General features: G+C 64.8%; 11 protein-coding genes and 1 pseudogene. 7 read left to right on the forward strand and 5 right to left on the reverse strand.

The window, feature by feature from the left end; genetic code table 11:
• Positions 1-113: 113 nt before the first annotated feature.
• From PG897_RS17620 to PG897_RS17650, 7 genes are all read left to right on the forward strand, one after another.
• A complete protein-coding gene (locus tag PG897_RS17620) occupies positions 114-731 on the forward strand; it encodes a glutathione S-transferase family protein (RefSeq protein ID WP_024941813.1) in 618 nt (205 codons plus the stop codon).
• Positions 732-935: 204 nt separating this feature from the next.
• A complete protein-coding gene (rbsD, locus tag PG897_RS17625) occupies positions 936-1,355 on the forward strand; it encodes a D-ribose pyranase (RefSeq protein WP_024941814.1) in 420 nt (139 codons plus the stop codon).
• A gap of 20 nt (positions 1,356-1,375) precedes the next feature.
• On the forward strand, positions 1,376-2,899 hold the full coding sequence (rbsA, locus tag PG897_RS17630) for a ribose ABC transporter ATP-binding protein RbsA (RefSeq protein ID WP_024941815.1): 1,524 nt from the start codon (positions 1,376-1,378) through the stop codon (positions 2,897-2,899).
• On the forward strand, positions 2,896-3,861 hold the full coding sequence (rbsC, locus tag PG897_RS17635) for a ribose ABC transporter permease (protein ID WP_005300744.1): 966 nt from the start codon (positions 2,896-2,898) through the stop codon (positions 3,859-3,861). Before rbsA ends, rbsC begins: the two co-directional genes overlap by 4 nt.
• A 21-nt stretch (positions 3,862-3,882) precedes the next feature.
• Positions 3,883-4,758: a ribose ABC transporter substrate-binding protein RbsB gene (gene rbsB / locus PG897_RS17640; protein WP_010634030.1), complete on the forward strand. Its 876-nt coding sequence runs from the start codon at positions 3,883-3,885 to the stop codon at positions 4,756-4,758.
• Positions 4,759-4,866: 108 nt separating this feature from the next.
• Entirely contained in the window at positions 4,867-5,799 is a 933-nt protein-coding gene (gene rbsK / locus PG897_RS17645; RefSeq protein WP_024941816.1) for a ribokinase, read from the forward strand.
• Positions 5,799-6,803 carry a substrate-binding domain-containing protein gene (locus PG897_RS17650; protein ID WP_024941817.1) on the forward strand — a complete coding sequence of 335 codons (1,005 nt, stop codon included), beginning with the start codon at positions 5,799-5,801 and terminating at the stop codon, positions 6,801-6,803. Before rbsK ends, PG897_RS17650 begins: the two co-directional genes overlap by 1 nt.
• Positions 6,804-6,889: 86 nt before the next feature.
• On the opposite strand, the gene PG897_RS17655 is transcribed toward PG897_RS17650, so the two are convergent.
• The 5 genes and pseudogenes from PG897_RS17655 to PG897_RS17675 all read right to left on the reverse strand — a co-directional run bounded on the left by PG897_RS17655 (position 6,890) and on the right by PG897_RS17675 (position 11,809).
• The gene (locus tag PG897_RS17655; protein WP_185450452.1) at positions 6,890-8,539 is read right to left on the reverse strand and encodes a GGDEF domain-containing protein; all 1,650 of its coding nucleotides are present in this window, start codon (positions 8,537-8,539) and stop codon (positions 6,890-6,892) included.
• Positions 8,539-9,015, reverse strand: a complete 477-nt coding sequence (locus PG897_RS17660) for a hypothetical protein (protein ID WP_024941819.1) — start codon at positions 9,013-9,015, stop codon at positions 8,539-8,541. The genes PG897_RS17655 and PG897_RS17660 overlap by 1 nt, the downstream gene beginning before the upstream one ends.
• Before the next feature lie 85 nt (positions 9,016-9,100).
• Positions 9,101-9,892 (reverse strand): annotated as a pseudogene (cobB, locus tag PG897_RS17665) (Sir2 family NAD+-dependent deacetylase); the annotation flags it as partial.
• Positions 9,893-9,958: 66 nt separating this feature from the next.
• On the reverse strand, positions 9,959-10,558 hold the full coding sequence (locus PG897_RS17670; RefSeq protein ID WP_017782894.1) for a GNAT family N-acetyltransferase: 600 nt from the start codon (positions 10,556-10,558) through the stop codon (positions 9,959-9,961).
• A 3-nt stretch (positions 10,559-10,561) separates the two neighbouring features.
• Positions 10,562-11,809 carry a response regulator gene (locus PG897_RS17675; protein WP_201889271.1) on the reverse strand — a complete coding sequence of 416 codons (1,248 nt, stop codon included), beginning with the start codon at positions 11,807-11,809 and terminating at the stop codon, positions 10,562-10,564.
• Between the last annotated feature and the right edge of the window lies 1 nt (position 11,810).

Raw genomic sequence — 11,810 nt, forward strand, 5'->3', positions numbered from 1 at the left:
CCCTTGGCCGACGGCCACCAGGGGCGTAGGATGCCAGGCGACAGTGCGGATTTTTTTGCGCGCCCCGCCCCACCCGGGATCACAGGGGACACGCGCTTCACAAGGAGATGTTCATGTCTGATTTGACCCTCTATCTCGCGCCCGGTACCTGCGCCATGGCCGTGCGTATCGCCCTCACCGAAGCCGGTGCCCCTCACGTTGTCAAACGGCTGGATCTGGCGGCCGGCGAGCAGCGCTCTGCCGCCTATCTGGCCATCAACCCCAAGGGACGGGTCCCGGCTCTTGTCACCGAACACTGTGTGCTCACCGAAACCCCGGCCTTGCTGCTCTATGTGGCGCAGCGTTTTCCCCATGCCGGGCTGGCACCGCTGGACGACCCCTTCCTGCTGGCCCGCATGCAGGAGGTGCACAGCTTCCTCGCCGCCACCGTGCACGTCGCCCATGCCCACGGCCGCCGGGCCAGCCGCTGGGCCGATGACCCGCAGGCCATCGCCGCCATGCAGGCCAAGGTGCCGCACAACATGCGCGAGGGCTTTGCCGAGATAGAGCGCCACTATCTGGCCGGCCCCTGGGTACTGGGGGAGCGCTTCAGCCTGGCCGATATCTACCTGTTCGTGGTGGCGAGCTGGCTCGAGGGCGACGGGGTGGCCATCAGCGACTTTCCCAAGGTCGCGGATCACTATCGGCGCATGCTGGCACGCCCCGGCGTGCAACAAGGGCTCGCCCTCTAATTCCTCTCGTTGCGGGTGCCAGTGCTCTTCTGGCACCTTTTTCCCCGCTTTCCCCTCGCCATTGAGATCGTTTTCACATTTCTGCCATCTCCTGGTGGATCCAGAACGCCTGAACGCCTATCTTCCACTTCATGACGCAACCGGTTGCGTAACCGGTTGCCTAGCTAACATCAGATACGCGGGCATAGCCTGCCGAGGTGCTGTATGAAACGAGGCGTACTGCTCAATGCTCCCCTGAGTGCCCTGGTGGCACAGATGGGCCACACCGACGAGATCACCGTCTGCGATGCGGGCCTGCCCATTCCGGCGGGCCCCGAGCGCATCGATCTGGCGTTGATGGCGGGGACGCCGAACCTTGGCACCGTGCTGACCGCCCTGCTCACCGACCTGGTGGTGGAGAAGGTGATCATGGCAAGCGAGATCAAGCAGATCAGCCCCGCCGCCCATCAGGCGCTGGTGGATCAGCTGGAGGCGCACGCCGCTGCCCAAGGCAAGCCCATCACCATCGAATACTGCCTGCACGAAGCGTTCAAGGCTCGCTCCCACCAAAGCAAGGCCATCGTGCGCAGCGGCGAGGTGACCCCCTACGCCAACCTCATTCTCTGCGCCGGCGTGGCGTTTTAAGCCTTTTCAAGGAATCAGCCATGAGTACAACCCCTTCGCCCATTCTGTCGCTCACCGGGATCGTCAAGACCTTCCCCGGCGTGCGGGCGCTCGATGAGGCAGGCCTCAAGGTCTACCCGGGTCAGGTGATGGCCCTGCTCGGCGAAAACGGCGCTGGCAAATCCACCCTGATGAAGGTACTGACCGGCATCTATCAGGCCGACAGTGGCAGCATCAGTTATCGCGGTGAGCCGGTTCACTTCAAAGGGCCCCGCGACTCCCAGGATCAGGGGATCAGCATCATCCACCAGGAGCTGAACCTGCTGCCGGAGCTCTCCATTGCCGCCAACATCTTCCTCGGCCGCGAACCGCGCACCCGCTTTGGCAGCATCGATCACAAGCAGCTGCGCGAACGGGCAAGCACCCTGCTGGCACGACTTGGCGTCAAACACGGCCCGGATACCCGGCTCGGGAGTCTCTCCATCGGTGAACAGCAGATGGTGGAGATCGCCAAGGCGCTGTCGTTTGATGCCAGCGTCATCATCATGGACGAGCCCACCGATGCGCTGACCGACACCGAGACCGAGCAGCTGTTCAAGGTTATCCGCGAGCTGCGTGAGCAGGGCTGCGGCATCGTCTACATCTCCCACCGCTTGAAGGAGATCTTCGAGATCTGCGATCGGGTCACCGTGCTGCGCGATGGCAAGTGGATCGGCGAGCAGGCGGTGAGCGAGCTCGACGAAGACAGGATCATCGAGATGATGGTAGGCCGCCGACTGGAAGAGCAGTACCCGCGTCTGGTGCGCGAGCTCGGCCCGGTCAGCCTGCAGGTCAAGGATCTGGCCGGCCCCGGCGTGCGCGGGGTGAGCTTCTCCCTGCGTCAGGGGGAAATTCTGGGCTTCAGCGGCCTGATGGGCTCCGGCCGCACCGAGCTGATGAAGCTTATCTACGGTGCCAGCCCCATCAGCGCCGGCCAGGTGACCGTGGATGGTCACGCGCTGGCCCCCAGAAGCCCGGCCGATGGCCTGGCCGCCGGCATCGCCTACATCTCCGAGGATCGCAAGGGCGATGGCCTGGTGCTGGAGCTGTCGGTGCGCGAAAACATGAGCCTGTGCGCCCTCGGCGAGTTCATCCGTGGTGGCAAGATTGACGGCCAGGCCGAACGCCAGGCGGTGGGCGACTATGTGCGCCTGTTCAACATCAAGACCCCCAGTCAAGATCAGCTGATAAAACTGCTCTCCGGCGGCAACCAGCAGAAGGTGGCCATCGCCAAGGGGCTGCTGACCCGGCCCAAGGTACTGATCCTGGACGAGCCGACCCGCGGCGTCGATGTCGGCGCCAAGAAGGAGATCTATCAGCTCATCAACCAGTTCAAGAAGGAGGGGATGAGCATCATCCTGGTCTCCTCCGAGATGCCGGAAGTGCTCGGCATGAGTGATCGCATCCTGGTGATGCACGAAGGGCGCATCAGCGCAGAGTTCAATACCCGCGACGCCAATCAGGAAAAACTGATGGCCGCGGCAGTCGGCAAACAGTGGCAAGCAGAGCAAGAGGCAGCACAATGACAACCCAAACCCTTTCCCGCCGCGGCATCATGAGCAAGGAGTGGTGGATCGAGAACAAATCGCTGGTGGCCCTGCTGGTGCTGATCGGCGTGGTCTCCTTCCTGAGCCCCAACTTCTTCACCGCCGACAACCTGCTCAACATCCTGCGCCAGACCTCGGTCAACGCCATCATGGCGGTCGGCATGACCCTGGTCATCCTCACCGCCGGCATCGATCTGTCGGTCGGCTCGGTACTGGCCCTGTGCGGCGCCCTGGCCGCCACCATGGTCGCCATGGAGCTGCCCATCATGCTGGTGATCCCCCTCACCCTGGGGGCCGGTGCCCTGCTTGGCGGCATCAGCGGCCTCATCATTGCCAAGGGCAAGGTGCAGGCCTTCATCGCCACCCTGGTCACCATGACCGCCCTGCGCGGCGTCACCATGGTCTATACCGAGGGGCGCCCCATCTCCACCGGTTTCAGTGACGGTGCCGATCACTTCGCCTGGCTGGGTACCGGTTACCTGTTCGGTCTGCCGGTGCCCATCTGGTTGATGGCCATCGTCTTCCTGCTGGCCTGGTTCATGCTCAACCACACTCGCCTGGGTCGCTACATCTATGCCCTCGGCGGCAACGAATCGGCCACCCGCCTCTCCGGCATCAATGTGGACCGGGTGAAGCTCGCGGTGTATGGTCTGTGCGGCATGCTGTCGGCTCTGGCCGGGCTCATCGTCACTTCCCGCCTCTCCTCCGCCCAGCCGACCGCCGGTATGGGTTACGAGCTGGATGCCATCGCCGCCGTGGTGCTGGGGGGCACCAGCCTGATGGGGGGCAAGGGCCGCATCATGGGTACCCTGATCGGGGCGCTCATCATCGGCTTCCTCAACAATGCCCTCAACCTGCTCGACGTCTCGTCCTATTACCAGATGATCGCCAAGGCCAGCGTGATTTTGCTCGCCGTGATGATCGATAACAAAAGCAAGTAAGCACACACAAGGAATGAAATGATGAAAAAGCTCAATACCCTGCTCGCTGCCGCCATCATGTCCGTGCTGGGCACCGCCCAGGCCGCCGATCACACCCTGGCCATGGTGGTCTCCACCCTCAACAACCCCTTCTTCGTCACCATGAAGGAAGGGGCCGAAGCCAAGGCCAAGGAGCTTGGCTACGAGCTGGTGGTGCTGGATTCCCAGAATGACCCGGCCAAGGAGCTCTCCAACATGGAAGATCTCACCGTGCGCAAGGTCAACGCCATCCTGATCAACCCGACCGACTCCGAAGCGGTGGGCAACGCCATTCGCCTCGCCAACAAGGCCAACATCCCGGTACTGACCCTGGACCGCGGCGCGGCGCAGGGTGACGTCAAGGCCCACATCGCCTCCGACAACGTGGCGGGTGGCAAACTGGCCGGCGATTTCATCACCCAGAAGCTGGGTGCCGGTGCCAAGGTGATCCAGCTGGAAGGGATCGCCGGTACCTCCGCCGCCCGTGACCGCGGCGAAGGCTTTGCCCTGGCCGTGGCCGCCAACAAGCTGGAAGTGCTGGCCTCCCAGCCCGCCGACTTTGACCGCACCAAGGGTCTGAACGTCATGGAGAACCTGCTGGCCGCTCACCCGAGCGTGCAGGCGGTGTTCGCCCAGAACGACGAGATGGCGCTGGGTGCCATACGCGCCGTGCAGGCCGCCGGCAAAGAGGTGATGATCGTCGGCTTCGATGGCACCGACGATGGCAAGGCCGCCGTGGCCAAGGGTAAACTGGCTGCCACCGTAGCCCAGCAGCCCGCCCTGATCGGCGCCATCGGCGTGGAAACCGCCGACAAGGTGCTCAAGGGCCAGCCGGTGGAAAAATCCATCCCGGTTCCGCTGCAAGTGGTCAGCAAGTAAGTTGACGGGGGGGAGGTTCGCCTCCCCCTTTTCACTCAAGGTTTACGGTGCCTCCCGGCCTGGATCCGGCTTTCGTGTCCATGCCAAGATGCATCAGGAGTACTCAACATGAATCGTCTCGTCGTTCTGGGCAGTGTCAATGCAGACCACGTGCTGCGCGTTCCCCACTTTCCTCGCCCGGGTGAAACCCTGACCGGCCACAGCTATCAAGTGGTGCCCGGTGGCAAGGGCGCCAACCAGGCGGTGGCCGCCGCCCGGTTAGGTGCACAAGTCTCCTTTATCGCCCGCATCGGCGATGACGCCATCGGCCACCAGATGAAGACCGGTTTTGCTAAAGACGGTATCGACGTGAGCGCCGTCGAGCTCGACCCCAAGCTCCCCACCGGGATCGCCATCATCTATGTGAGCGATGAGGGGGAGAACAGCATCGGCATCTCCGCCGAAGCCAACGGCGCCCTCACCCCATCCGTGGTGAAAGGCCATGAAGCGATGATCTCAGCCGCCCACACCCTGCTGCTGCAGCTGGAAGTGCCGCTGGAGAGCGTGCAGGAAGCCGCCCGGCTGGCCCGTGCCCACGGCACCCGGGTGGTGCTCAACCCAGCCCCCGCTCGCCCGCTCTCGAGCGAACTGCTGGCACTGGTCGACCTCATCACCCCCAACCAGACCGAAGCCGAGCTGCTGACCGGCGTCAAGGTCACCGACGAGGCGAGCGCGGCAAAGGCTGCCGCCCGTTTCCACCAGATGGGCATCGAAGAGGTGATGATCACCCTGGGGTCGCAAGGGGTCTATTGCAGCAAGGGGCAGCAACAAGCGCTCATTCCGGGTTTTAGGGTGAAAGCAGTAGATACCACTGCGGCCGGCGATACCTTCAACGGCGCCCTCTTGGCGGCCGAGCTCGCCGGCGCCGACTTTGACGCGGCCGTGCGCTTTGCCCACGGCGCCGCGGCGCTCTCCGTCACCCGGTTTGGTGCCCAGAGCTCCATCCCGAGCAAGCAGGAGGTCGACGCCTTCCTGCTTGAGCAGATTGCGCAGGGGCACTGATGGCCAATATCAAGGAGGTGGCGGCGCTGGCGGGGGTGTCGACCACCACCGTCTCCCACGTCATCAACGAGACCCGTTTCGTCGCCGAGGAGACCCGCGAGCGGGTCTTCGCCGCCATGCGCGATCTCAACTACGCCCCAAGCCTGGTGGCCCGCAGCCTCAAGGTGAAGGAGACCAACAGTATCGGCATGCTGGTCACCACCTCCAGCAACCCCTTCTTCGCCGAGGTGGTACGCGGGGTGGAGCGCTACTGCTTCGAGCAGGGCTACAACCTGATGCTGGGCAACACCGAGGGGCAGGCCGAGACCGCCCTCTCCTACCTCAAGATGATGCTGCGCAAGCGGGTCGACGGTCTGCTCATCATGTGCAGCGAGGGACAGCAGGAGGTGTTCAACCAGCTCGACTGGCTCAAGAGCCTGCCGGTGGTGGTGATGGACTGGGGGATGGAGAGTGCCGACGTGGATCTCATCGCCGACAACTCCCATCGCGGCGGCTACCTGGCGACCCGCCACCTGCTGGGGCTGGGTCACACCGCCATCGGCTGCATCACCGGCCCCCACAGCCGCGCCCCCGCCAACCAGCGTCAGGCAGGCTTCGAGCAGGCGATGCTGGAGGCCGGTCTCACCGTCAATCCGGACTGGGTCCAGGAGGGTGACTTTGACTGCGCCAGCGGCCATCAGGCGATGCGCCGTCTGCTGGCGCTGCCCGAACGCCCCAGCGCGCTGTTCGTCTGTAACGATATGATGGCGATGGGGGCCATCAGCGCCGCGCATCAGGCAGGGCTGGTGATCCCGCGGGATCTCTCCATCGTCGGCTATGACAACGTGGCGCTGGCCGAATTCATGTCGCCGCCGCTCACCACGGTCAATCAGCCGAAAGAGGAGCTGGGCCGCCTCGCCGTCACCCGGCTGCTGGCGCGCATCAACGGCGAGGCGCTGGCGGACCACCTGATCACCGTCGATCCCGACCTGGTGATCAGAGATTCCTGCGCCCCTCACCCCTGACATTCACCTGCAATAAAAGCGCAAGGCGACCCTGGGGTCGCCTTGCTGCGTTTTGTCTCTGGCAGGTTCAATACCGCCCTTTGTGCTCAGGCCAGCTGCCTTGCCTCACTGCCCGCCAGCACCTGCAGTTGCACCAGCCCCAGTCGCCGGGCCAGCGGCTGCAACAACTCGCCATGTTCATCATCCTGCGGCAACCAGTAGCGCACGGGCCAGCCGGCTGCCAGCTGCGCCGGGGTGGCGCTGCCAATGTCTCTGAGCGCCAGGGTGCAACCCTGCTGCCGCAATCCCGCCAGCAAGGCAGTATCCGGTTGCAGTACCGGCACCAGCAGCACCAGCGGCGTGCGGGATGCCCCCGGCAGACAGGCCAGCACCTGGGCCAGCTGAGCCTGATTGTCGAGCGGGACCAACAAGGCACGACCATCGCCACGCAGCGTCTCATGCGCCCGCAGCAGCCGGGCCAGCACGGGCCCCAGCACGCCGCACTCCTGCAGCCAGCGCATAGGACAGGGCGTGCCCTGCTCTTGCCAGTAGAGCGCCAGTTGCCACAGGCCGTTGCCCTGTTCATCCGTCATCGCCTGCAGTGCCACCCGCAGCGGCGCCGGCTCGCGTCCGGCCAGCCAGTCGCGCAGCTGATGCAGCTGGTGCTGGGTCAACTGCAGCTGCTGCAGCATGGCCGGCGCAAACCAGCTGATGTCCCCCTCCTGGCTGCGCTTGGCCTGATTGAGGGCCAGGATGGCCTGATCCAGCAGCCGGCCGGCATCCTGCTGCTGCGCCCTGGCCACCCCGAGCCGGCAGGCCAGCTCGAAGCTGCACTCCCGGGTCACGAACTCGAAGTGGAGCAGGTTCATCAGCTGGTGGATGCGCGCTTCCAGCGTCCCGTCCGCCGTGGTCAGCACCACGGCGAACTCGTCGCCGCCGAGCCGGTAGGCGTGACTGCCGTGGGCCTGCTGCAGCTTGTCGGCCACCGTCTGCAACAGCCGATCACCGACCTGATAGCCGAGCAGATCATTGACCTGCTTGAAGCGCTTGAGGTCGAGCACTACCAGGGCACTCGCCTCGCCGGCATGCAGGGCGCGAGAGAGCTGCTCCTGCAGGGCGCGGCGGTTGCCAAGCCGGGTCAGGGGGTCGAGCAGGGCGAGCCGGCGGTTCGCCAGATTGGCACGAATGAGGGCGGCCACCAGGGCACCGCCGGTCAGCAGCAGGATCAGCTGCCAGATCTGCAGCCAGAACAGGCTGCTGCGGATCTGGCTCACCGAACGTTCCCGCTCCTGGCCGGAGAGGATTTGGTTGCCTATCTGCTCGATGAGCCGGGTCTGGCTGGCGATCGCCTCCTGCAGGCGGGCGAGTTGGGCCCCTTCCCGCAGTTCCCCTGCCGCCATCTGGGGCTCGAGCCGCTTGATCTGCTCGAACAGTCCGGCCAGCGCCTTGCCAAGGCCGTGCCGCTCACGCGCCTCGGCGGTTTCACTGCTGATGAGAAAGATGTCGAGCCGGTTCCACAGCAGATCGTAATCGAGGCTCAGGGTCTCCATCTCCACTTGGCCGACCCGATAGAGCCGCAGATCGGCGAGGAAACGCTGGGATTCGAGCATCACCTGGCTGATGTTCCAGTGGATGTTGCGGTAGAAGGTGTCGACCAGCTGCTCCTGGCGATGCTGCAGATAGAGGCTGCTGCCCGACGAGAGCAGAAACAGCAGCGAGACTGCCACCAGCAGCAGCTTGTGGCGGGATAGCCCCATCAATCGACGATCTCGATGCGGGTCACCTGCCACACCATGCAGTTGTGGATGGCGGGTACGTCCAGCTTGGGATAAGTGGTAAACGGGATGAGCAACCAGAGCGGCCCCTTGTTGCGCCGGGTCAGCGGCTTGCCGTCCTCCGCACGCACCAGGGTCAGCGGCACGCCGTCGAACAGGGCCAGATCCACCACCTGTTGATAACCGTTGAGGGCCGAGACGGCGATCTTGCGGGCATTCTGGATCCCTTGCGCCGCCAGCACGGTCGCCAGGGTCGGCCCGCGATAGTGGTGGGAACCCTGGGTCCAGGGGGTGGTGGTGGTGAACTCGGTCTGTGGCAGGGCGGAGAGGGCCGCCTCATCGAGGGCCACCTGCTGGCCGTCTGGCAACACCAGGGTCATCAGGGAGGCCTGTGCCGATGCGCCGGCACAGGCCAGCATCAGGAGGGAAAAAGCGATCCATTGCTTGAGAGTGATCATGTAAGTTGCGCCAACTGCGTCCCATTTTTTGGCTGCCAGTGTGGCGATTTCACCGGTTCATTGCAACTGCGCTGATGCACAATAGCTAGGGGCCGCGCATCTCCATCCAGTTGTGCCCCTCGATCTGCGCCGGCTGGTGTACGCCGCAGCGTTGCAGCAGCTCATCCACATAGGCCGGCACCAGCAGGGAAGCCGGACCGTAGCGCTTCTCGTCAAACTGGCTACCCACTTCGCTCGGCTCCAGGTTGAGCTCTATGGTGTGGGCTCCGTTCAATCCCGCTTCGTGCACGAAACCGGCCGCCGGATAGACGGCGCCAGAGGTGCCGATGGAGATGAAGAGATCACACTGGGCCAGCGCGCCGTAGATGCGATCCAGCCCGAGCGGCATCTCGCCGAACCAGACCACGTGCGGGCGCAGCGGCTGGGGAAACTGGCAGCAGGTGCACAGCTCTTCCTGATGGAGATCGCCGCGCCACTCGATCACCTGGCCCGAGCCTGGGCAGCGCGCCTTGAGCAGCTCACCGTGCATGTGAATGAGATTCTTGCTGCCGGCGATCTCGTGCAGGTTGTCGATGTTCTGGGTCACCAGGGTGACGCAGTCCGGCAGCAGGCGCTCGAGCCGGGCCAGCGCATAGTGGGCCGGATTGGGGTGAATGTGGGGTTGCTGCAGCTGATGACGGCGAGAGTTGTAAAAGCCCTGCACCAGCTCAGGATCCCGGGCATAGCCCTCCGGCGTCGCCACGTCCTCCACCCTGTGCTCCTCCCACAGACCGTCACAGGCGCGAAAGGTCTTGATGCCCGACTCGGCCGAGATCCCGGCACCGGTAAGAATGACGATGTGTTTCGCTGACTGCACCATGACTGACTCCCTCTGGCTAGCTCTCTGGCTGACCTTAGCACAGGGTGAAAAACCGGCCTATTCGCCCTTGGTCTTATGATGCGGTTACAGGGTGTCGAGCACGCTCAGATCGAGTCGCACGAACACCAGCTCCCGCCCCGTCACCAGGGTGAGCGGCAGGCCCAGCCCGCGCAGCAGCGCCAGCATGGGGCGATTCTGGGGCAGCACCTCCGCCGTCCATTCGCGGATCCCCTCGCCGCGCGCCAGCAAGGCCAGCGCCAGCAGGATGCGCCGCCCCGCCCCTCTGTGCTGGAAGTGATCGGCGACGATGCAGGAGAACTCGGCCCGATCCGGATGCAGCCGCCGCCGGATGGACTGGGCCTGGGCCAGCGGCCGTCCCTGACCGTCGGTCAGCAGCAGGCCGATCTGATGTTCCCTGGGGTAATCGAGGAAGAAGGCGAGCTGCTCGTCGCTCAACCTCTGCTTGGCGCGCATGAAACGCAGGTAGACGCTCTGCTCACCGAGTTCGTCATAAGCCGCTCGGATGCGGGCGGGATCGGCCCCCGCCAGCTCCTGCAAGCGGCAGGGAACGCCCCCGACCTCCATCATCAGCGGCAGGTCAGCGCGGGTACGGGGATGAAGCCAGCCGGCCAGGGAGCGGCGCAACCGGGCTTCGTCCGGCGGCCAGCAGAGGTAGCGGGCCACCCTCTACCAGCGCCCCGCCATGCCGCGATCGCGCCACAGGTTGTGGTCCAGCAGGTTGAAGGGATCGTCCAGATAGAGGGCGATGCCAAGCTCTCTGGCTCGGTTGATGAAGCGCCCCAGCAGGGAGTCCGGGGTCATGGCCTCCAGGCTCGGCAGCAGGCTCTGCCCTAGCAGCAGATGCTGCAGCGGCATCCGCTCCAGCAAGTCGAACGGAATGTGCTGATCGTTGTCCAGCAGCAGGGCGAGCCGTGCCCCCGCCAGACTGGCCTGCAGCACCAGGGCAAAACGCTCCGCCTGGCTCAACAGGTGGTCGCGCCGGTGGATCAGCAGGGTGAGCTCGCCAGGCTCCCTGCCCCGCTGGACGAGCCATTCGCGCACCAGCTCCCAGCGCGGCGGCAAACCGGTCACCGCCAGCCAGATGGGCAAGGGAGACGGGGGATCGGACAAGAGTCCGAGCAACCCCTTCTCCTCCCCCTGCCAGGTGCGGATGGTACGGCGCAGTCCGCTCAGGCGGCGCTGACGCTGCGGCCCCAGATAAAGCCCCTTGAGCAGGCTCAGCAGATCGTCGGCCAGCAGCGGCTTGGCCAGGGCCGCCAGCACGTTGAACCCGGCATCGTGCAGCAGGCGGCGGGCGCCGTCGATCAGGGTCTGGTCGTGGGCGGAGAGCAGCACGATGGGCAGGCCGCTGTGCTGGTATTGGGGCTGGCTCATCAGCAGGCTGATGGCATCCTGATCCACCAGGCTGAGATCGCTCACCAGCAGCTTGATCTCGCCACCGGCCAGCGCCTTGATGCAGGCATTGCCATCCTGCACCCACTGACAGGGCAATCCCAGTCCCCTGATCTCCTGCTGGATGTGGGCCCCCTGAAACGGGTGATCCTCCAGCAGCAACACCTGGGTCTGGGCCAGCCACTCCTGCCACGCCAGATAGCGGCCATTGACCCCCGCCAGCCAGTCATCGGTGAGGCGATAGATCCCCTCCGCCTGCGCCGTCAATTGCGGCAGGTAGTCGGCACCGGCGTGGGAGTCGGGATCGAACAGGGCGATGGCACCGGCGGCAAACAGCCCTTCCCACTGCCAGCAGGCATCGGGCCGGGTGCGGCGCAAGGTGGCAAATTCCGGCAGTTTGACGGCTTTTGCCGCCCGATAGGCAACCCCGTCCAAGGCATAGATGGTCACGGGGTGGAACAGGCGCTCATCCGTCTCTTCCGAGTTCAGCAACGCCAGTAACTCTTCATCTGTGATGATCATG

Source organism: Aeromonas sp. QDB20, assembly GCF_027707805.1.
In the GTDB taxonomy this organism is placed as follows: domain Bacteria; phylum Pseudomonadota; class Gammaproteobacteria; order Enterobacterales; family Aeromonadaceae; genus Aeromonas; species Aeromonas dhakensis.

Bases quoted from the DNA above. Each gene is read 5' to 3' on its own strand.
- rbsK (WP_024941816.1), top strand. From the start codon at position 4,867: ATGAATCGTCTCGTCGTTCTGGGCAGTGTCAATGCAGACCACGTGCTG.
- rbsC (WP_005300744.1), top strand. From the start codon at position 2,896: ATGACAACCCAAACCCTTTCCCGCCGCGGCATCATGAGCAAGGAGTGG.
- rbsD (WP_024941814.1), top strand. From the start codon at position 936: ATGAAACGAGGCGTACTGCTCAATGCTCCCCTGAGTGCCCTGGTGGCA.
- rbsB (WP_010634030.1), top strand. From the start codon at position 3,883: ATGAAAAAGCTCAATACCCTGCTCGCTGCCGCCATCATGTCCGTGCTG.
- rbsA (WP_024941815.1), top strand. From the start codon at position 1,376: ATGAGTACAACCCCTTCGCCCATTCTGTCGCTCACCGGGATCGTCAAG.
- PG897_RS17620 (WP_024941813.1), top strand. From the start codon at position 114: ATGTCTGATTTGACCCTCTATCTCGCGCCCGGTACCTGCGCCATGGCC.
- PG897_RS17660 (WP_024941819.1), bottom strand. From the start codon at position 9,015: ATGATCACTCTCAAGCAATGGATCGCTTTTTCCCTCCTGATGCTGGCC.
- PG897_RS17650 (WP_024941817.1), top strand. From the start codon at position 5,799: ATGGCCAATATCAAGGAGGTGGCGGCGCTGGCGGGGGTGTCGACCACC.
- PG897_RS17655 (WP_185450452.1), bottom strand. From the start codon at position 8,539: ATGGGGCTATCCCGCCACAAGCTGCTGCTGGTGGCAGTCTCGCTGCTG.
- PG897_RS17675 (WP_201889271.1), bottom strand. From the start codon at position 11,809: ATGATCATCACAGATGAAGAGTTACTGGCGTTGCTGAACTCGGAAGAG.